Origin of the sequence: Bacillus sp. TE8-1, from assembly GCF_008368855.1 — a bacterium.
GTDB classification, from domain to species: domain Bacteria; phylum Bacillota; class Bacilli; order Bacillales; family Bacillaceae_G; genus Bacillus_A; species Bacillus_A cereus.
Genome location: NZ_QPET01000013.1, coordinates 150,634 through 169,756 on the forward strand (window position 1 = coordinate 150,634; position 19,123 = coordinate 169,756).

The window sequence follows — 19,123 nt, forward strand, 5'->3', positions numbered from 1 at the left end:
TTCAACATTCTATTTTTGTAATTTTATTTCAGCAATCGATTTATACTTCGGGGTTTCTTTCACGTGGGATTCGTATAAAGTAATTGTATCTGCTTGAAATGATATTTCAGGCACTTCTTTTATACTTTCTAAACGAAACTTTTCTTCTCCTATCCATTTACGAGCAACGGTAATATGCGGGTGATATGGGCGTGTTTCTAGAGAAAATCCATTTTCTTCACAAATGGCATGTATTTGCTTTTGCAACTGAAACAAATCGTGATTCTCACTTACCTTCGCCCAAAAAATACGAGGCTGATCTTCCCTACCAAACGTTGAAAAACCTTGTAATGTGAACGATAGTTCTTTTGTTTCTGCAATTGTTTGTAATCCATTCTTTATTCCCTCTAGCTGTTCCTCCGTTGCACTCCCTAAAAATGAAAGGGTAATATGATAGTCTTCTTTATGTACCCATGAACGAAATTGTAATTCCTCTTGCATGTCCTCTTTATAGTTAGACAGCATTTCTTTTATATGATTCGGTAACGTAATTGCGACAAAATAATGCAGTTCCATGTACATCTTCTCCTTCTTTCTATTGTTGCTTTTCTTTCTTATCTCATTCAGGTAAAAAGAAGCCGCTCTCCAAAATAGAGAGCGGACATTATTTATATATCCATTACTTCGCTAATTCATGAATTGCTTGCGCGTAAATTGCTGTTGCTTTTAATAAGTCTTCAATTTCGATATACTCATCTTTTTGATGCGCAAGTTCTTCTTTTCCAGGGAATAGCGGGCCAAATGCCACACCAGCTTTTAATGAACGAGCATAAGTACCGCCGCCGATTGCTAATAGTTCTGCTTTTTCACCTGTTTGTTCTTCATACACACGTTGTAACGTACGGATTAATACGTGATCTTTATCGACGTGATGCGGGCGAGAATTAGAATAGTCAGCCACTTCAAAACCATGCGTACCAACATATGCTTTCAACTTCACAATTGTTTCTTCAAAGTTAGTTGTAACTGGGTAACGTACGTTTAGCCCTAAGTTACCACCGTTTTCTTTCGTATAAGAAATGCGACCGACATTCACTGTTAACGGACCGCTAATTTCATCTTTATAAGCAATAGTAGCTTTTTCACCAAAAATATCACCAGTAAATGTTTCTGTTGCAAATGTCGCAAATGCAGTTGCTTTTCCATCAAGTGAAACTGTAGTTAAGAAGTTTGCTAATAATAAACCTGCATTTTCTCCTTTTTCAGGAGTAGATCCATGCGCTGAAATTCCTTCTATTTGCAACGTCACTGTATTTCCTTCTATAGTCGATTTCCCTATTTTTTTAGCAGTTTGTAAATACTCTTCATATGCTACTGTAAGTGCATTTACATCTTCTCCCGTAATAACCGCTTCTGCAAAATCAGGAACCATATTTAAACGGCGCCCTGAATCAAATGAAACAAGTTCATATGTACCTTTTTTCTCTTCACTACCATTTTGCACAACTTGTATATCAGAAATTCCTTTTTCTGCATTAATAATTGGAAAATCCGCGTCTGGCGCAAAACCGATTGTTGGCATTTCTTCGTTTTTAAAGTAGTGATCTACACATTTCCAATTGCTTTCCTCATCTGTTCCTATAATCATACGAACACGTTTGGAAAGAGGTAAGCCTAATTCTTTCACAATTTTCATCGCATAATATGCTGCCATCGTTGGGCCTTTATCGTCAATTGCACCACGTGCAAAAATCTTTCCGTCGCGAATATCTGCACTATATGCAGGAGTCGTCCAGCCATCTCCTTCTGGTACAACGTCAACGTGACAGAGAATACCTACTAATTCTTCTCCTTGCCCCATTTCAAGATGACCTGCATATCCTTCTAAATTTTTAGAAGTAAAACCTTCAGTTTCTCCTTTATGTAACATGAAAGATAAAGCTTTTTCTACACCTTCACCGAATGGTGCGCCCTCTTTCGCAGATTCTTCTTCCCATACACTTTTAATTTGTAAAAATTGTTGTGTATCACGAATTAAATCATCTTTTCGTTTCGCAACTTCTTCTGTCCAATTAATTGCTGACATCACGCATCCATCCTTCACTATATTGTTTCTTTCATCATAACAAACCGAAATCTCTTATGCCATACACGAAAACTAAATACCGAACAATTGTAATATTTCAGATATTTCTTATTAGTTTTTCTTTTGTTTTTTCAAAAAAATTTGCAGGAATTTGGCGTTTTACGTAGAATTTTATGTGTTAGTTGACTGACCATATATACAATGTCAACTACCAATATTTTTCTATATGAATATTTGTTAAATTTCTGTAAAATTTAAGTAGATTAAAGCATGAATTTTATCATGTAGAGTACAATGGTAGTAACGACCTTCTTTCCTGAATGGGGTCAAAAAAACTAGTAGAGGAGTGGTTTTCTCTTGAAACCTACAACTACTCGTATGCTAACACGCATTAAATCAATTTATATGTACATCAATGAAAACGGAACGGTAACGACGAAAGACCTTGTAGATGAGTTCGGGATCACACCGCGAACGATACAACGTGATCTAAATGTGTTGCAGTTTAATGAACTCGTGTATAGCCCTTGCCGCGGTAAGTGGACAACAACAGGAAAGAAAGTGAGAATGACCTCATAACGAAAAATAATTGTATGGTAAATAAATACATACCCCTTTCTAATAATTAGAAAGGGGTCTTTTCTGCGCCTATAAAGGTAGGTACTACTTTTCAGTATCTACTTGATATGTTTTTAACATTTCTACTTCTTCATCTGTTAGCTCTCGGTATTGTCCAAGTTCTAGTTCTTCATCTAATACTAACGGACCCATCTCTGTTCTCTTTAGGTAGACTACTTTTTTTCCTACCGCTTCAAACATACGCTTCACTTGATGGAATTTCCCTTCCGTAATCACAAGCTCAATTTCAGAAATATCATCGCTTTTCAATATTGTAAGTGCACCTGGCTTTGTTTCATAGCCATCGTCTAAAATAACACCTTTAGCAAATTCTTTTACATCCTCTTCTGTTACTACTCCTGCAACGTGTGCATAATATTTTTTCGGCACATGCTTTTTCGGAGATAATAATTGATGTGATAACTTCCCATCATTTGTTATCAATAGGAAGCCTTCCGTATCGATATCAAGTCGTCCAACTGGGAACGGATCAAAGATTGCATCTTCTAATTCTAATAAATCTATTACTGTTTCATGATTATCATCTTCCGTCGCTGAAATAACACCTTGTGGTTTATGCATCATTAAGTAAACAAATTCTTTGTATTCCACAACTTCACCGTGAATCATAACTTCTTGCTCTTCTACATTTACATGAACTTTCGCATCTTTTACTGGCGTTCCATCAATTTTCACAACGCCATCTTTCAATAATTTCTTTACTTCTTTTCTACTTCCATATCCCATATTTGCTAATAATTTATCTAATCTCACGTTTTTCACCTTCTTTATTTATCATAGAAAAGGGGACGTAATTACGCCCCTCTTGATTTCAACTTTATTTTAAATCTACTACCAAGTTTACGTTGAATTTTATCTAATGCTTCTCCACCAAATACTCTTTCAAGTACTCCTGTGCGAATTGCTAACAATCCGTAAACAAGACCGCCAATACCTGCACAAATCGCAACTGTTATAAGAGCACCAATACGGCCATCAGGCGAAATCATGAAGGATAGAATCCATTGTGATAGTTTTACAGCAACGACCATTATAAGTGTCAGTACTGCAATTTGGAATGTTCTTTTATATACAACACCGAATGAATAGTGTGCGTATTTTTTAATTTGTTGATTTGTGTACCAAACAGAAGCTAAGAAACCAACTGCTGTCGCTAGAATTGCTCCTACTGTACCGAAATAACGAATAAAGATTACGTTACATACAAATTTCAAAATAACGCCCATTATAAGCGCAATAATCGCATGCTTCTGCTGGTTAATACCTTGCAGGATTGCCGCTGTTACTGTAAATAAAGCGAATAACAACGCAACTGGTGCATACCACATTAATACTTGTCCACCTAGTGGATCTGAATCGTAAAACGCAGTATAAATTGGATATGCAAGTGAAGAAATACCGACAACTGCTGGCAATGTTAAAAACATATTTGCCTGGAATGTTTGTGTAATTTGTAATTTCAAATAGCGGTATTGTTTTTCAGTAAATGATTTTGTAATTGCTGGTACAAGCGTTAAACTAAACGCTGTTGCAAGTGATACAGGAATCATAATTAACTTATGCGTCCACATTGTGAAAATGCCGAGAGCTCGCTCTGCGATATCACCTTGACCAATCGCCTGCATAATTGAGTTAAATGTCAATGTATCAATTTGTTGATATAAAGGAATTGTTAACCCAATTACAACGTAAGGAATCGCATATGCAAATAACTCTTTAAACAATTGAACGGTGCTTACTGTTGATTCTGGTACAGTTTGTTCAATTAAATATTGATCCAAATATTTTTTACGTTTTAGCCAGTACCAAATTAACACACCGAGTGCTCCAACCGCTGAAACGAACGCAGCAAATGTCGCTACTCCAACTGCTGTTGCAACTGTACCGCCAAGTACTTTAATAACGATAAAACTACCTGCTAATAAAAAGACGATACGAATAATTTGTTCAATAATTTGTGAAACGGTAGTTGGTCCCATAGACTGGTGACCTTGGAAATAACCACGAATTAAACTCGCTGCTGGTACAACAATAAGCGCGAAACTTACAAGACGAATGATCGTCGTAACTTCTCCTACATTATTGTGTATACTTTGTTTACCAAGCATCGCTTCTGCAAACAATGGCGCCGTCATGTACAGTACTAGGAACGAAAGAACTCCTGTTACTATCATCATAACCATTCCCGAGCGGAACATTCTCCGGCTCGTTTTATAATCGCCAAGCGCATTATATTTGGAAACAAATTTTGAAACAGCAAGTGGCACACCTGCCGTTGCGATACTTAAAAAGATCGTATATGGAATGTATCCATATGTATAGAGCGTTCCGCCTTCTGTTCCTACTAATGCATGAAACGGAAAGACGTAAATCATGCCTAAGAACTTTACTAAAAATGTCCCTAGCGTAACAATAAGCGTTCCGCGCAGAAATTTCGAATCGGACATACAAAAATCCTCCTACATCTACATAAAGTGAAACTATAATTAGTTGGAGACTTCTCTCCTACTCCTTATTAGTTGAACCATTCGAGCATTTACAGGCTAACAGACTCCCTATTTACTTCTCCTAAATCTTGAGGTTTTAGTCTTATCGCCTACAAATGGCAGGATAGTGCTGAACTCTAACTTTTGTATTGTACCACAATTCTCTCATTAAGCAGTACTTCACTCTATTTTTCTTTTAAGGGAAAACATGCTATTCTTTTAGGCAGGAAATGTAGAAAATGAGGTCGATATATTATGCATTATGATGTTATTGTCATCGGCGGCGGTCCTTCTGGGCTAATGGCTGCAATTGGTGCTGCAGAAGAAGGCGCAAATGTCTTACTTCTTGATAAAGGAAATAAACTTGGGCGTAAACTTGCAATTTCTGGTGGCGGACGCTGTAACGTAACGAACCGTCTACCACTTGATGAAATTGTTAAACATATACCAGGAAACGGTCGCTTCTTATACAGCGCTTTTTCTATTTTTAATAATGAAGATATTATTACATTCTTCGAAAATCTCGGTGTTAAATTGAAAGAAGAAGACCACGGTCGCATGTTCCCTGTGTCAAACAAAGCACAATCTGTTGTAGACGCACTTTTAACACGATTAAAAGACTTAGGTGTAAAAATTCGTACAAATACGCCTGTTGAAACGATTGAATATGAAAATGGTCAAACAAAAGCAGTTATACTGCAAACAGGCGAAGTGTTAGAAACAAATCACGTCGTTATCGCTGTTGGCGGAAAATCAGTTCCTCAAACTGGATCTACTGGAGACGGATATGCTTGGGCTGAAAAAGCGGGTCATACAATCACAGAATTATTCCCAACAGAAGTACCTATCCTTTCAAACGAGCCGTTTATACGTGACCGCTCATTACAAGGTCTTGCTTTACGTGATATAAACTTAAGTGTATTAAACCCGAAAGGAAAAGCTATCATTTCTCACAAAATGGACATGCTCTTCACTCATTTCGGCCTATCTGGACCTGCTGCTCTTCGCTGTAGCCAATTCGTCGTGAAAGCACTGAAAAAGTTTAAAACGAATACAATACAAATGAGTATTGATGCATTGCCAGAGGAAAATAGTGAGCAACTATTTCAGCGCATGCTGAAACAAATGAAAGAAGATCCGAAAAAAGGAATTAAAAACGTTTTAAAAGGTTATGTTCCTGAACGTTACTTCCTATTCTTATTAGAAAAAAATGAAATTGACGGCAGCGAACAAGCTGGACAAGTTTCTCACGAAAAGATTCGTGCACTTGTGAAAGACTTTAAAGAGTTTACTGTGAATGTAAATGGTACGCAGTCAATTGAAAAAGCATTCGTTACTGGCGGCGGTGTATCCGTGAAAGAAATTAATCCGAAAGAAATGTCTTCTAAATTTACGAACGGCTTATATTTCTGCGGAGAAGTTCTTGATATTCATGGTTATACTGGTGGCTATAATATTACATCAGCCCTTGTTACTGGTAGAATTGCCGGAACGACAGCTGGAGAAAACGCGAAAATGCAGTATTAAAAAAAAGAAACAGGGATTCCTGTTTCTTTTTTTATAGGTACATGAAATTATATGAGCGATTCTGCAACTTATATCGGCGATTTCCCAAATATATCGACTTACCGACAAGAAACGACAAATATAGGCTCCACTTAACTTCCCATTGCTTTTTTGTTGCTTTATATACCTTAGTACCTTTATATTTTATATTGTTGAATATTTAAAAAAGGGTAAGGGGAAAAACAAATGAGAAAAAAAGTCATGATGTCTTTAATGTTAATGACGTTTCTTTCTGCGGTAGAAGGAACGATTGTTAGTACAGCAATCCCTCGTATAACGAGTGATTTGTCAGGCGTCGAACTTGTTAGTTGGGTATATGCAATTTATATGCTTGCAACAGCTGTTTCGACTCCAATATACGGAAAGCTCGCTGATTTATTTGGCCGTAAAAAAGTTTTACTGATCGGAGCTACAATCTTTTTAGTCGGTTCTGCACTTTGCGGAGTCGTTACATCGATGGAACAATTAATCTTCTTCCGCGCGCTTCAAGGTATCGGTGCTGGTGCTGTTATGCCAATCACAATGACGATTATTGGAGACTTATATAGCGAAGCGAAAGACCGCGCGAAAGCACAAGGTTGGATGAGTGCCGTTTGGGGTGTATCCGGTGTTATCGGACCGTTAGTAGGTGGATTTTTAGTTGATTCCCTTTCTTGGCGCTATATTTTCTTCCTAAACGTTCCATTCGGAATTATCGCTTGCTTAATGATTGCAATTTACTACAAAGAATCTATTAAACCTGCTAAGCATCATATCGATTATCTTGGTGCAACAGTCTTCTCATTAAGTACAATCGCTCTACTATATGCATTATTAACAGGTAGCAGTAAGCAAAACTGGGGAGACATGACAATTATCGGCCTATTAATCTTTGCCGCTATTTCATTTATTATTTTCTTATTCATCGAGAAGAAATCTCCGGAACCATTAATTCCGCTATCACTTTTCTCTAACCGTACATTATCTACGATAAATATATTAACTCTTATTGCTGGCGCAATGATTATTAGTATTACAATGTACCTTCCAATTTGGAGCCAAGGTGTATTAGGGAAAAACGCTACAGAAGCTGGACTTATTTTAATGCCAATTCCTGTTATGTGGACATTTGGCGCTATTTTCTCTGGTAACTTAGTAGGCAAATTAAAAACGAAACAAATCATTTTACTTGGAGCTAGCATTTTATCAGTCGCTACGTTCTTATTATTTACACTATCAACAAATTCACCATCGTTCCTTATTTATGTAGCAGTCGGATTATTCGGCTTAGGCATGGGGCTTGTGACACCGATTTACATGGTAACAATTCAAGCAGCCGTACCAGCTCATACACGCGGAACAGCTGTTGGTTTAAACACATTTATTAATACATTTAGTCAAACGTTAGGTGCTGCAATATTCGGTACAATCTTCAATACGATGATTCACGCACGTGGTATTAAAAATCTTGATCTTGTATCTGGTGGACATGGCGGTACTACAGCAAACGTAGTAACCGAATCGCAATCTGCATTAGCATCAAGCGTACACGTCATTTATATGAGCACTTTCGTATTAGCAGTATTTACATTAATTATCGCTTGGCTCTTATTAAAGCCAGCTACACAAACAAGTGAGCAACAATAAAAAGGATGACCATTTTGGTCATCCTTTTTTATTTTTCATTCTCCACAATATGTTTCAGCATGGATAATTTATTATCCCAAAAACGTTCATAATACGAGAGCCATTGTTGTAATTCTTCTAATGGTTCTGGATGCAAACGATATATCTTCTCTCTTCCGCTTTTTCTTCCACTTACTAAATTCGCTTCTGAAAGAATATGAAGGTGCTTTACAACCGCAGTACGACTCATCGGAAAATGATCCGTTATTTTGGAAATCGGTAACTCTTTGTCACTTAATAACCGTATTACTTCTCGGCGGGTTGGATCAGCAATTGCTTGAAATACATCATATTTCGCTGCTGACGAGGACACTTAGCCTTCGACAACCTTTTTCAGTTTTTCATTTACAATCGCTACCCAACCACCGCTCATTCTATCGCGAATAATAGAGCTCTTCGCATTTGCTTTCGGAAGAATTTCATCAGGATGTTTCCAGCCGCCGTGAATTAACGTAAATTCTGTTTTGTTATCTCCTAAGTCTTTCAAATCAAATGAAACAACCCAGCCATCTGTATCCCATGAGAAAGATAAATGGTTTGGTTCATCAATTTCTAATACTTTACATGGTGATGGCCCAAATGGTGATTGCACATGAAATTCATGTCCTACCTCTAATACAAAATCATTTGGCATAAACCATGACGCAATCCCTTCTGCAGTTGATACTACACTCCATACCTTTTGAATAGACGCGTTAAAAACGATTGTTTGTTTAATATCATTTAATGTATTTTGTTGTTCCATTTTCATTCTCCTTTACTCGGCGTTATAACATAACACCTTTTGGTTATACTTTGATAATATAACACCTTTTAGTTTCATGTCAACGCTAATCCTTTTACTGTTGAGAAATTCTCAACATTTTTTCAACAGGACAAACACCCTCTTAGCATTTCCTCATAATATACTCACAAAGGCAATACAAAATAAAAACTTCTCTCAACATGAAACTCCATCATTCATATTGAAAGAAGCGCCTTACTTATATCATGCGTACTTCGTCTCTCCTCCTTCCCTCAAGGGACAATACGCGAGATATGACAAAGTCAGAAGGAATATGCCCACCATTTGAGTAGGTAGTTATTTCTCTTCTCCTCAACATTTCCTCAGGAGCGAAATGACTACCGACTCACTTTTTTCAAACAAAAATAAAAAGGGGATGAAAGCGATGTTCTATTGCATTAACTGCTCTGATATTCATCATGAAAAACATCCAAATGATAAAGTATTCAAAAACGGTTTTTATATTGATCCATTTTTAGGTGATCGTTATCACCTTGGTATGTGTAAAGATGCCCAAAACCATGAAACAGGGGAGCCTCTTTTAACGACAAAGAAATTAGGCACAACCCAATCTATTATGAACGTATTACCGACACATGTTGTCCCAACATAAAACATAAAAAAGAGCTGGGTGAGCCAGCTCTTTTTTATGCTTTATAAACGATCATTGCTGAAAAACAATAAATTTGGTTTTCATCGTCGTTAATAGAAACACCAACTTGATACTTAATATCTACAAAGTTGCTATCATCAATCTTTTTCAAAAACACATTCACAGCGTCTTCTAAGTCTTTTTCGTGACTTTCATCAAAAACTTTCACACGAATCATGTTAACACCATCCTAGATCGCAGCCCTCCGCCGCTTGATTATTGCCACGGTGCGTATCTATGATGCGATAAAACTTTCCATTCTCATATATATATCCGTCTTCTAACACATATTTTTTATCTTCAGTATAGACATAAAACTTACCTATCATAAATTTACTCGTATATAATTCCAAATAATTTGGTCTAAATTTAGCTACAACTTTATTTGTAATATCAATTTTTATTGTGCGCCCCACCTTCTCTCCCTCCTTTGCAAAGAACGGATTTAGGTATATTGTATTAGCGCTTTTACATTTTATGCTTAAAAATAAGTGGATATGCCTTCTTTCTTCACCTGTACTATTTTTCTAAAAAAATCACTATAAATAAAACCCGAAAAAATACAAAAAAAGCACTTTATCTTATTGACTCGAATATAAATATTATGTTATTATATAAAATTTGACATTTTTACATACGTATGTTATCATTAAAAGTGGTTACCACATATGGAGGTGGATGATTTGTTTCAAATTGGTGATAAAATCGTTTATCCAATGCACGGTGCAGGAATCATCGAAGCAATTGAAGAGAAAGAAATATTAGGTACTTCACGTCAATATTGTGTGATACGCATCATTAGTAAAGATATGCAAGTAATGCTTCCGATGGATCAATTAAAAAAATCAGGTATTCGTTATATCGTTGATCGAGGTACGTTAGATGATATACTTCTTGAATTTCAAAACGGGGAGTCAGACACATCACTCTCATGGAAACAAAGATATACAATGAATATGGAAAAAATGAAAAACGGCAATTTACAAGATAGCGCAGAAGTTGTTCGGGATTTACTTCGCCGCAATAAAGAGAGAACTTTAAATGCGAGTGAAAAACAAATGCTAGATAACGCCCGAAAAATGATGATCAGTGAAGTTGCACTCGTACAAAATGTTTCTGAACATCAAGCAACAGAATTTCTTCAAGATACAATTAATCACTAAATTTAAAATAGCTGGCCGCTATTTTTTTTTGTAAAAAAAGGACGAAGAGTTTTATCTCTTCGTCCTTTTATATTACCCACGCCCAGCTTGAAACGATGGATATAACGTCATTCCACCATCTGCAAATAGCGTAATTCCGGTTACGTAACTCGCCTCTGATGAAGCAAGCCAAGTTGCTACTGCTGCGATTTCTTCAGGTTTTCCAATGTAGCCCATAGGTATCATACTTTCTACGTCAGCACGTTTTTTAGGATTAGCAAACTTTTCTGCATTGATTGGCGTATTAATTGCACCTGGTCCTATATTATTTACTCGAATACCTTTTGGCGCATACTCTAGCGCTAACGTTTCTGTCATCAGTTTAATGCCACCCTTACTTGCTGCATAGTGCACAAATAGTGGCCACGGAATTTTCTCATGAACACTAGACATATTAATGACTGACCCTTTAATATCATGTTCTACAAAATATTTAATCGCTTCACGACTTCCTAAAAAAGCACCTGTTAAATTTGTATTAATTACCCTATTCCAATCTTCAAGCGGCATTTCATGCGACGGTACCGCGTTTTCTATCCCTGCATTATTAATCATAACGTCAAGCGTACCAAACTCTTTCACAGCAGATTGAATGAGATTCACAATATCCGATTCGACGGTTACATCACCTTTTACAGCAATCGCTTCGCCGCCTACCTTTTTAATTTCTTCTAACACATCATTCGCTTCTGATTCTCGTGAGCGATAATTAATAACCACTTTCGCTTTTTCCTTAGCAAACCTCACTCCCATCGCTCTTCCAAGACCAGTTGCTGATCCTGTAATAACGACAACTTTCCCTGCTAAATCACTATACATTTCCATACCTCCTTTAACTTTTGGCTATACCTAACATAATTCCGGCTGCGATAATAAAAACAATACCGACAACGATACCCGTTAATTGACGTTTCGTTTTCTTTTCACCTAATATAAGGATCCCACCAAGCGTGGAAATAATAATTCCCATTTGCGATAGCGAGAAACTTGTTGCTACTCCAACACGCGGCTGCGAAATGAATAAAAACATATTTCCAGCTGCCCAAATTAATCCTGGAATAATATTTCGAATTGCATATTTATTAAATGGATGATGTTTAAAGGTAAGCAAAATCCCACCTAACACCATACCAACTGCTTGTGGCAACAAAGCTGACCAACCATCTACGTTAAATAGTCTAATCACTACTACGTAAACTAAATAGCCGACTGTTGAAATTAATAAAATTACGATACCTCTTTTAAAGTTTGCTGCTTGCTCTGCATTCTTTTCTTCTTCACTTTGAAGCGATGTTAAAATAACACCGATAATAATACAAACGAGCGCTAAAATCCCAAGGACGACCGATATTGTCGTGGACCATTCATGAAATACGATAACGCCAAATAAAGTCGTCGCGACTAATTGAAGTCCTGTTGAAATTGGCATCGTCCTCGAAACACCCATTAAATCAATACTTTTCAATTGATTTGCCTGACCAAGCGCCCAAAATAAACCTGACACAACTCCAACTCCGATAACGGTAGGTGTTAATACTGGCTTCATAAAAATATAAACAACAATTGAGAAAATAAGTGCTCCAAACGTTGTTCCGAGCGTTTGACTATACGGTCCCCCGCCCAGTTTTACATTAAATAGCACAATACTTCCCCAAAATATAGCTGGTAAAATCGCTAAAAATATATCCATCACTCATTACCTTTCTTTACTAAATGCATAGGTTATCACTCTAAGTCATTAGAGTGAGCTTTTATTTTTTCTTTTTCCCGTTCACAAACTTTTTCTGCAATAGCGTCAGAAACATTCTTTTCTCGCTCCACTTTCTTTATCTTTACGTGATCTAAATGGTCTTCCAAAGTAAGCGTAACTTTATCGTTCGGGGGATTATGCGCTCCTTGAAATGTAAGAAATTGTAGCTTCACTTCATACCTAGGAACAAATTCATCTTTCTTGCCGAGACGCTTTATATTTATGACTGAAGCACATTCATATTGATCTTCTGTCACTTGTCTAATAACTGAATAGTACCTATTTGATAATGCACTCTCTAAAAGCTGTTCTCTTGATTCTTTCGCGAAAGAATCACTTGGAGAAGAGAAAAAAGACGCACATAGCATTGTCATAACTACACATATTTTTTTCATAATTCCCTCCTTGTTCTATAGATTAGTGTTCTCAAAACTGCCATAAAAAAACGACTTTCCCTATATAGGAAAGTCGTTTTAATGAATCCAATATTAACCACCGCTCACTGGTGGGATTAGTGCAACAACATCACCAGATTGGACCTTGTCATCTTCATTTGCATATTCTTCATTAATCGCAACCATAATTGGCTCTGAAACTGGTACATTATATTCGTTCGCAACAACATCTTTTAACTGTGCAACCGTAATATTTTCTTTCTCTATTTGTAATTCACTTGTCCCTGCTTCTTCTTGCAAGTGCGCAAATAACAATACTCGAATCATACTTATAGCTCCTTCCCAGGCTCTCCCGCCGGATATGGTGTTTTTTCTAATTGATCACCAATCCATGAGTCACCATCTTCCCAAAACTCCTTTTTCCAAATCGGAACAATTTGTTTTATGCGTTCCATAATATATTCGTTCGCTTCATAAGCCGCTTTACGGTGTGGTGTTGAAACAGCAACAACAACCGCTATATCAGAAATTTGCAACGTACCGATGCGATGTGTAATCGCAACATATGTACCCGGCCATTTCTCTTTCACTTCCAGGCCGATTTTCTCTAGCATCTTTTCTGCCATCGTTTTATAAGCGACATATTCTAAGTATAATGTACGACGCCCTTTCGTAAACTCTCTAACCGTTCCAATAAATGTTGTAACAGCACCGCATTCACGTCGAATTACTTTCTTCGTTACCTCTTCAATCGAGATTTCTGTATCAATTACTTCATAATATGTATTTGTCATTTCGCACTCCTAACCGTTTGTAAAAACCAGTCTATGTACAACTCTTCTTCTGTTATATGAAATACTTTATATTCTTCTCGTATATTTACTGGGACATCATACCACGTAATAACCGTCACTATATTTTCTACTTTATGTAAAAGCTCAGCATCTTCCGCAGAACGAAGTAACACTACTTTCGGGTAGTTCTCTTTTTTATAGCCCTCTATTAAAATTGTATCCACTTTAAAAAACTCATATAAGCGAATAATTTCTTGCAAGGACCATTTCTTTCTTAGTGAAGAAAGTGAAAGTAATCCAGCACCTTCTACACTACTTACGACAGCACCAGCTTTACGGTGTCTTTCGCTATCTTTTTGCGCTACTTCTGGAAAACCTCCGTGCCCGTGATGTTTAATTGTAGCAACTTTCATTTCGCTTTCGGCTAATGCATGCACAATTTTCTCTACAAGTGTCGTTTTTCCGCTATTTTGATACCCTACTATTTGTAAGATTGAAGGGGCTTCGCCCATGGCCACTCACATCCCTCAGAGTGCTCTAACAATAATACGGATACTTTCATTCCGGTCTCAAATCCTCTCGTTCCTCCGGGTAACACGATAAAAGCATTCGCATCTGCAAGTGAAGATACCGCACTCGATTTATCTAAACCAACCGGCATCGCTTGTAACGCCCCATCCACAATTGTTACGTTCGCTCTTACGAAACGAGTAAATGGATTTGGCTTCGGAAAATCTTTTTGTAAAATAGCATCCGCTCTATATACGTGAGGTTCCTTCGCATACAAATACGTTTTTATAATTGGATGCACAAATAATTCAAAGCCTACATAACAAGCAGACGGATTTCCTGATAAACCAAAGAGTAACTTTCCATCAACTTCAGCTACTGTCGTTACACTTCCGGGCCTCATGGCTATCTTATTAAAGAGTACATTTGCCTGTAATCTTTCATAAATAGCTGGTAAGTAGTCATAATCTCCTACTGATACACCGCCTGTTGTAATTAAAATGTCGACCTCATCGATCGCTGATTGAACAGCTGTAAAACATGCATCTAACTCATCCGCGAGTTGACCATAATAACGAACTTTCCCGCCAGCTTTCATAATTTGAGCTGCGATCATATACGAGTTACTATTTCTAATTTTCCCCGGTTCTAACGGCTCATGTACTTCTAATAATTCACTTCCTGTCGTTACAATACCGACAACAGGCTGTTTTACAACTTTCACCGTGCTATATCCAAACGTTGCTAGTAAGGCCGCAACACCTGGATTAATTGCAACACCTTTCTTAACGAGAACTTGATTTTGTTTTATATCTTCTCCTTTAAACGACACATTGTCACCGTTATTAAAAGGGCGTTTTAACTTCATATATGTTTTCCCGTTCTTCTCAAACCCTTCTGTCAGCTCTAGCATTACGACTGCATTGCAATCTTCTGGAATAGCTGCTCCTGTCATAATGCGAATTGCTTCAAAAGCTCCTACTTCCTCTAAAAAAACGGAACCCGCCCCGATTTCTCCTATTACTTCAAATTCAACTGGATTCTCTTGAGTTGCTTCTTTCGTATCTTCTGCTCGAATGGCGAAACCATCGTAAGGGGAACGATCAAAATGAGGAACGTCATGATCTGAGACAACATCTTCCCCGAGAATTCTCCCGTAACTTTCCGTAATAGAAATTTCTTCTACTTCACCATGCTTCGCATATTTCATTACCCGTTCTACTGCCTTAGCAACTTGAATTGGAATTCGTTTTTCTACCATCGTTTCTCACCTCATATTTGCAATTTTTTTTATCTCGATTAAACTTTATATATTCAATAGAAATTACTTCAAGGAGGAATTCCATGTCTTCATTTACACATTTCAATGACCAAGGACGCGCAAAAATGGTTGATATAAGCGACAAAAAAGCAACCGTTCGAACAGCAATTGCGTGCTCTAGCATTGTCGTTACGAAAGAAATTTACGATAAAATCTCTCACAATGAAATTGGGAAAGGTGACGTATTAGCAGTTGCGCAAATCGCAGGCATTATGGCCGCGAAACGTACTTCTGATATTATCCCAATGTGCCATCCTTTATTATTAAAAGGTGTTGACGTTTCTTTCGATTGGAAACAATCAGAAGAACAATATCGTTTACTCATTGAAGTAAAAGTTAAAACAGAAGGTAGCACCGGTGTTGAAATGGAAGCTTTAACAGCTGCTTCCGCTACCGCTCTTACTGTGTATGATATGTGTAAAGCTGTCGATAAAGGTATGATTATCGGCGAAACGTACTTACTTGAAAAAACAGGTGGAAAAAGTGGAGATTATACGAGAAATTCATAATCCTCTCTCCGTTGAGCCTAAAGGGTTTCCTTTAGGTTCAACCTATATATCTTGCATATAAACTTTTCGCTACATTCATATCATTCGTCCCATGAATGAACGCCCTGCCATCTGTAAATAAAACAAAACGATATTCTTCTACCGGAAATGATAATAAATAAGGTGTCGCCTTTATCTCTACGCTTCTTTGTAAGCGTTTTTTAATTTCTTCTAAATTAAAATTCTTCCGCACACCCGGGCGAATTTGTACTGTATTCCGCCCACATAACACTTCTGTTTTCGTTTGTCCTTCAAATGTTAAACTCGGATATGTACGTAACCTTCCGCAAGATAAACAAGTATCTTTTTTCTGCCTATTCACTTTAAATGCCATCTGTTGATTATTCCAAAGATCAAACGATAACATCGTTTCACGAAGCGCACCAAAGTCTTCTACTAATATTTTCAGCGCTTCCGTAATTTGATGCGCAACTACTAATTGTACTGCCGGTTGTATAATACCAGCTGTGTCACATGTTGCACCGCTCGCTGGATGCTCCATTAAACAGCGAAAACACGGTGTTTTCCCTGGTAAAATTGTATACGTTACTCCGTAGCTTCCGACACACCCACCATATATCCACGGAATATTATACTTTTGTGAAATATCATTAATAAGAAGACGCGTTTCAAAATTATCTGTCGCATCTAATATTAAATCTACATCATTCACTAATTCTTCCATTTCTTGCACCGTTACATCCGTCACAACAGGAGTTATTTCCACCTCAGAATTAATCGCTCTTAAATGCTCTGCTGCCGCTACCGCCTTCGGTTTATACTGCTTTGCATCTTCTTCTGTATATAGTTGTTGTCTTTGTAAATTACTCCATTCTACATAATCACGGTCAGCAATCGTTACTTTTCCAACACCTGCTCTAACAATCGCTTCTGCATTTGCCGCACCGAGAGCACCAGCACCAATAATAAGCACATGCTTCTCTCTTATTTTTCTCTGTCCTTCTTCTCCAACACCAGAAAATAATATTTGTCTTGAATATCGCTCCTGCATGCGATAGCCCCCTTTCTTATCCTCCTATATAAGACATTTCGATTTTCGGACGATTTTTTGCACTTTCTTCTGTTCGTTCATCCGAATACCTATCTTTTCTATTCATCCATACATCTTGTATAACACTTAATAACTCCTCATCCGAAAGATTTCCTCTAAGAAGTTCTCTTACATCCAAACCCTCTGTCGCAAATAAGCACGTATAAAACTTTCCATCTGCCGAAATTCTCGCCCTCGTACAAGAGACACAAAATGACTCAGAAACAGATGTAATAAAACCAACTTCAACATTTGTTCCAACGTACCGATATCGCTTCGCAACTTCACCAAAGTAATGCGCTTCGGCTGGCTCAAGTGGATACATCTTATGAATCATCTCAATCAATTCTCGTTTTGTAACGACTTGATCAAAATTCCACCCATTTGTACTACCAACATCCATAAACTCAATAAACCGAAGCGTGATTCCTTGCTCTTTAAAATACGCAGCCATCGGAAGTACTTGATGATCGTTCATCCCTTTTTTTACAACCATATTTACCTTTACTTCCAGCCCCGCCTCTTTAGCTGCTATAATTCCCTTAATTACCGGTTTTGTATTAATATTTCGACCATTAATATTCTTAAATATGTCGTCATCTATTGCATCTAAACTAACATTCACTCTATGTAATCCAGCTTCTTTTAATGCCTTCGCTTGTTTCGTTAAATGTACAGCATTTGTCGTTAACCCTATATCTATTAGCCCATCAATTTTCACAAGACGTGCAATAAGTTTTGTTAAATCTTTACGAAGTAGTGGCTCACCGCCAGTAATTCTAATTTTTCGTACACCGATGTTAACAAATAATTTTGCCAAACGCTCAATTTCATCAAAGGTTAGTAAAAACTCATCTTTCAAAAAAGCATAATCTGGCCCAAATATTTCCGCTGGCATACAATATGTACATCTAAAATTGCAACGATCAATGACAGATATACGTAAATCTTGAAGTGGGCGTCCAAAAAAATCTTTAACCATCTCCTGCATCGCCACCCTCCCTTTCTGCCAAATTTCTTTCTTTTCATTCTATTATAATATATTTTCGAACTGCGATGTTTTTGCTCAAGAGAATAAAGTGAAACTTTAAATAATTAGAGGGGAGCCACTCCCCTGGTTAACGAGGTTTACTTACAAATACAAAGATAAAAAAACCTTGAAACATAAAAGTTTCAAGGTTTTCTGCTTATTAACTTAATCTAATAATAGTTAGGGTAGCCCCTGGCGTTGCTGTAGATAATGTAGCTACTGCAACTACTCCAAATAACTGTAAGCTAACAGCAGCTCCAGCAGGCAAGTTAGCGATTATTGTTGCACTAAATGAACCAGTAGCCACTGTCGGGGCATTTATCGTTCCCGCAAGCGGACTGCCATTTACAGTTATACGAGAACTTACAAGTAAACCTGCCGTTAAATTAATTGTATAGGCTATATAATAGTTTCCTGCATTCGCAACTGTAAATACAGTATTTCCACCACTAACGGTTATTCCTGGGCCAATATTTTGATTGTTCGGTAACGGTACGTTCGTACCCCCTAATAAAACGGAAATAGCGGTTCCTGATGTATTATTCGCAAACGCATACGTTGCAGTTGTACTAACTCCAGTCGCCCCGGTCGCTCCAGTGGCTCCAGCTCCGGTTGGACCTGTATCTCCAGTTGGACCTTGTGAACCGGTTGCTCCTGTAGCTCCC

The 19,123-nt window shown here is 37.4% G+C and carries 24 protein-coding genes; 6 read left to right on the plus strand and 18 right to left on the minus strand.

Going from position 1 to position 19,123, the window contains the following annotated elements; all coding sequences use genetic code 11:
* Positions 1 to 9: 9 nt before the first annotated feature.
* On the minus strand, positions 10 to 555 hold the full coding sequence (gene thpR / locus DN404_RS11630) for an RNA 2',3'-cyclic phosphodiesterase (protein WP_000418984.1): 546 nt from the start codon (positions 553 to 555) through the stop codon (positions 10 to 12).
* 103 nt (positions 556 to 658) lie between these two features.
* Positions 659 to 2,065 (minus strand): dipeptidase PepV, encoded by a 1,407-nt coding sequence (gene pepV / locus DN404_RS11635; protein WP_001274259.1) that lies wholly within the window; start codon positions 2,063 to 2,065, stop codon positions 659 to 661.
* Between the two features lie 357 nt (positions 2,066 to 2,422).
* Between pepV and DN404_RS11640 the strand changes: the two genes are divergently transcribed.
* On the plus strand, positions 2,423 to 2,644 hold the full coding sequence (locus DN404_RS11640; protein ID WP_000805512.1) for a DeoR family transcriptional regulator: 222 nt from the start codon (positions 2,423 to 2,425) through the stop codon (positions 2,642 to 2,644).
* Between the two features lie 84 nt (positions 2,645 to 2,728).
* Here the strand turns inward: DN404_RS11640 and DN404_RS11645 are convergent, their stop codons facing one another.
* Both DN404_RS11645 and DN404_RS11650 read right to left on the minus strand, forming a co-directional pair.
* The gene (locus tag DN404_RS11645; RefSeq protein WP_001234947.1) at positions 2,729 to 3,457 is read right to left on the minus strand and encodes a pseudouridine synthase; all 729 of its coding nucleotides are present in this window, start codon (positions 3,455 to 3,457) and stop codon (positions 2,729 to 2,731) included.
* A gap of 41 nt (positions 3,458 to 3,498) precedes the next feature.
* Positions 3,499 to 5,151, minus strand: a complete 1,653-nt coding sequence (locus DN404_RS11650; protein WP_001284028.1) for a putative polysaccharide biosynthesis protein — start codon at positions 5,149 to 5,151, stop codon at positions 3,499 to 3,501.
* A gap of 294 nt (positions 5,152 to 5,445) precedes the next feature.
* Between DN404_RS11650 and DN404_RS11655 the strand changes: the two genes are divergently transcribed.
* Positions 5,446 to 6,717, plus strand: a complete 1,272-nt coding sequence (locus tag DN404_RS11655) for a BaiN/RdsA family NAD(P)/FAD-dependent oxidoreductase (protein WP_000558859.1) — start codon at positions 5,446 to 5,448, stop codon at positions 6,715 to 6,717.
* A 225-nt stretch (positions 6,718 to 6,942) separates the two neighbouring features.
* Entirely contained in the window at positions 6,943 to 8,382 is a 1,440-nt protein-coding gene (locus DN404_RS11660; protein WP_006924902.1) for an MDR family MFS transporter, read from the plus strand.
* A gap of 28 nt (positions 8,383 to 8,410) precedes the next feature.
* Here DN404_RS11660 and DN404_RS11665 read toward each other — a convergent pair whose 3' ends face one another.
* Both DN404_RS11665 and DN404_RS11670 read right to left on the minus strand, forming a co-directional pair.
* A complete protein-coding gene (locus tag DN404_RS11665; protein WP_006924901.1) occupies positions 8,411 to 8,734 on the minus strand; it encodes an ArsR/SmtB family transcription factor in 324 nt (107 codons plus the stop codon).
* Positions 8,735 to 9,166 carry an SRPBCC family protein gene (locus DN404_RS11670; RefSeq protein ID WP_000437765.1) on the minus strand — a complete coding sequence of 144 codons (432 nt, stop codon included), beginning with the start codon at positions 9,164 to 9,166 and terminating at the stop codon, positions 8,735 to 8,737.
* A 424-nt stretch (positions 9,167 to 9,590) separates the two neighbouring features.
* Here DN404_RS11670 and DN404_RS11680 point away from each other — a divergent pair, with 424 nt between their 5' ends.
* Positions 9,591 to 9,818, plus strand: a complete 228-nt coding sequence (locus tag DN404_RS11680; protein ID WP_000498989.1) for a DUF3973 domain-containing protein — start codon at positions 9,591 to 9,593, stop codon at positions 9,816 to 9,818.
* Positions 9,819 to 9,852: 34 nt separating this feature from the next.
* Here DN404_RS11680 and DN404_RS11685 read toward each other — a convergent pair whose 3' ends face one another.
* Together DN404_RS11685 and DN404_RS11690 are read right to left on the minus strand one after the other, a co-directional pair.
* Positions 9,853 to 10,035 (minus strand): sporulation protein Cse60, encoded by a 183-nt coding sequence (locus tag DN404_RS11685; protein ID WP_000621751.1) that lies wholly within the window; start codon positions 10,033 to 10,035, stop codon positions 9,853 to 9,855.
* Between the two features lies 1 nt (position 10,036).
* Positions 10,037 to 10,273 carry a DUF2553 family protein gene (locus tag DN404_RS11690; protein ID WP_000533804.1) on the minus strand — a complete coding sequence of 79 codons (237 nt, stop codon included), beginning with the start codon at positions 10,271 to 10,273 and terminating at the stop codon, positions 10,037 to 10,039.
* A gap of 252 nt (positions 10,274 to 10,525) precedes the next feature.
* Between DN404_RS11690 and DN404_RS11695 the strand changes: the two genes are divergently transcribed.
* Positions 10,526 to 11,020, plus strand: coding sequence for a CarD family transcriptional regulator (locus DN404_RS11695; protein WP_000451445.1), 495 nt, complete (start codon positions 10,526 to 10,528; stop codon positions 11,018 to 11,020).
* Between the two features lie 72 nt (positions 11,021 to 11,092).
* Here DN404_RS11695 and DN404_RS11700 read toward each other — a convergent pair whose 3' ends face one another.
* The 7 genes from DN404_RS11700 to moeA all read right to left on the minus strand — a co-directional run bounded on the left by DN404_RS11700 (position 11,093) and on the right by moeA (position 15,769).
* Entirely contained in the window at positions 11,093 to 11,878 is a 786-nt protein-coding gene (locus DN404_RS11700) for a glucose 1-dehydrogenase (RefSeq protein ID WP_149215082.1), read from the minus strand.
* Positions 11,879 to 11,891: 13 nt separating this feature from the next.
* On the minus strand, positions 11,892 to 12,749 hold the full coding sequence (glcU, locus tag DN404_RS11705) for a glucose uptake protein GlcU (RefSeq protein ID WP_000350861.1): 858 nt from the start codon (positions 12,747 to 12,749) through the stop codon (positions 11,892 to 11,894).
* Between the two features lie 35 nt (positions 12,750 to 12,784).
* The gene (locus tag DN404_RS11710) at positions 12,785 to 13,204 is read right to left on the minus strand and encodes a DUF3888 domain-containing protein (RefSeq protein ID WP_000717684.1); all 420 of its coding nucleotides are present in this window, start codon (positions 13,202 to 13,204) and stop codon (positions 12,785 to 12,787) included.
* A gap of 93 nt (positions 13,205 to 13,297) precedes the next feature.
* Positions 13,298 to 13,531, minus strand: coding sequence for a molybdopterin converting factor subunit 1 (moaD, locus tag DN404_RS11715; RefSeq protein ID WP_000621777.1), 234 nt, complete (start codon positions 13,529 to 13,531; stop codon positions 13,298 to 13,300).
* Between the two features lie 2 nt (positions 13,532 to 13,533).
* Complete coding sequence (gene moaE, locus DN404_RS11720; protein WP_000185943.1) at positions 13,534 to 13,998, minus strand: molybdopterin synthase catalytic subunit MoaE; 465 nt, start codon at positions 13,996 to 13,998, stop codon at positions 13,534 to 13,536.
* Positions 13,995 to 14,510, minus strand: a complete 516-nt coding sequence (gene mobB, locus DN404_RS11725; RefSeq protein WP_149215083.1) for a molybdopterin-guanine dinucleotide biosynthesis protein B — start codon at positions 14,508 to 14,510, stop codon at positions 13,995 to 13,997. The genes moaE and mobB overlap by 4 nt, the downstream gene beginning before the upstream one ends.
* Positions 14,480 to 15,769, minus strand: a complete 1,290-nt coding sequence (moeA, locus tag DN404_RS11730; RefSeq protein ID WP_000229713.1) for a molybdopterin molybdotransferase MoeA — start codon at positions 15,767 to 15,769, stop codon at positions 14,480 to 14,482. The genes mobB and moeA overlap by 31 nt, the downstream gene beginning before the upstream one ends.
* Positions 15,770 to 15,852: 83 nt before the next feature.
* Here moeA and moaC point away from each other — a divergent pair, with 83 nt between their 5' ends.
* The gene (gene moaC, locus DN404_RS11735) at positions 15,853 to 16,338 is read left to right on the plus strand and encodes a cyclic pyranopterin monophosphate synthase MoaC (protein WP_000094146.1); all 486 of its coding nucleotides are present in this window, start codon (positions 15,853 to 15,855) and stop codon (positions 16,336 to 16,338) included.
* 37 nt (positions 16,339 to 16,375) lie between these two features.
* On the opposite strand, the gene DN404_RS11740 is transcribed toward moaC, so the two are convergent.
* From DN404_RS11740 to DN404_RS11755, 3 genes are all read right to left on the minus strand, one after another.
* Positions 16,376 to 17,389, minus strand: a complete 1,014-nt coding sequence (locus tag DN404_RS11740; RefSeq protein WP_001158105.1) for a molybdopterin-synthase adenylyltransferase MoeB — start codon at positions 17,387 to 17,389, stop codon at positions 16,376 to 16,378.
* 16 nt (positions 17,390 to 17,405) lie between these two features.
* Entirely contained in the window at positions 17,406 to 18,419 is a 1,014-nt protein-coding gene (gene moaA / locus DN404_RS11745; RefSeq protein WP_001157114.1) for a GTP 3',8-cyclase MoaA, read from the minus strand.
* A gap of 199 nt (positions 18,420 to 18,618) precedes the next feature.
* Positions 18,619 to 19,123: BclA C-terminal domain-containing protein (locus DN404_RS11755; protein WP_149215084.1), on the minus strand; the 505-nt coding region annotated here is incomplete at its 5' end.

Bases quoted from the DNA above. Each gene is read 5' to 3' on its own strand.
- DN404_RS11700 (WP_149215082.1), bottom strand. From the start codon at position 11,878: ATGTATAGTGATTTAGCAGGGAAAGTTGTCGTTATTACAGGATCAGCA.
- pepV (WP_001274259.1), bottom strand. From the start codon at position 2,065: ATGTCAGCAATTAATTGGACAGAAGAAGTTGCGAAACGAAAAGATGAT.
- DN404_RS11660 (WP_006924902.1), top strand. From the start codon at position 6,943: ATGAGAAAAAAAGTCATGATGTCTTTAATGTTAATGACGTTTCTTTCT.
- DN404_RS11740 (WP_001158105.1), bottom strand. From the start codon at position 17,389: ATGCAGGAGCGATATTCAAGACAAATATTATTTTCTGGTGTTGGAGAA.
- moaD (WP_000621777.1), bottom strand. From the start codon at position 13,531: ATGATTCGAGTATTGTTATTTGCGCACTTGCAAGAAGAAGCAGGGACA.
- glcU (WP_000350861.1), bottom strand. From the start codon at position 12,749: ATGGATATATTTTTAGCGATTTTACCAGCTATATTTTGGGGAAGTATT.
- DN404_RS11685 (WP_000621751.1), bottom strand. From the start codon at position 10,035: ATGATTCGTGTGAAAGTTTTTGATGAAAGTCACGAAAAAGACTTAGAA.
- DN404_RS11650 (WP_001284028.1), bottom strand. From the start codon at position 5,151: ATGTCCGATTCGAAATTTCTGCGCGGAACGCTTATTGTTACGCTAGGG.
- moaE (WP_000185943.1), bottom strand. From the start codon at position 13,998: ATGACAAATACATATTATGAAGTAATTGATACAGAAATCTCGATTGAA.
- DN404_RS11670 (WP_000437765.1), bottom strand. From the start codon at position 9,166: ATGGAACAACAAAATACATTAAATGATATTAAACAAACAATCGTTTTT.
- DN404_RS11695 (WP_000451445.1), top strand. From the start codon at position 10,526: ATGGAGGTGGATGATTTGTTTCAAATTGGTGATAAAATCGTTTATCCA.
- thpR (WP_000418984.1), bottom strand. From the start codon at position 555: ATGGAACTGCATTATTTTGTCGCAATTACGTTACCGAATCATATAAAA.
- moaC (WP_000094146.1), top strand. From the start codon at position 15,853: ATGTCTTCATTTACACATTTCAATGACCAAGGACGCGCAAAAATGGTT.
- DN404_RS11655 (WP_000558859.1), top strand. From the start codon at position 5,446: ATGCATTATGATGTTATTGTCATCGGCGGCGGTCCTTCTGGGCTAATG.
- moaA (WP_001157114.1), bottom strand. From the start codon at position 18,419: ATGCAGGAGATGGTTAAAGATTTTTTTGGACGCCCACTTCAAGATTTA.
- moeA (WP_000229713.1), bottom strand. From the start codon at position 15,769: ATGGTAGAAAAACGAATTCCAATTCAAGTTGCTAAGGCAGTAGAACGG.
- mobB (WP_149215083.1), bottom strand. From the start codon at position 14,510: ATGGGCGAAGCCCCTTCAATCTTACAAATAGTAGGGTATCAAAATAGC.
- DN404_RS11680 (WP_000498989.1), top strand. From the start codon at position 9,591: ATGTTCTATTGCATTAACTGCTCTGATATTCATCATGAAAAACATCCA.
- DN404_RS11710 (WP_000717684.1), bottom strand. From the start codon at position 13,204: ATGAAAAAAATATGTGTAGTTATGACAATGCTATGTGCGTCTTTTTTC.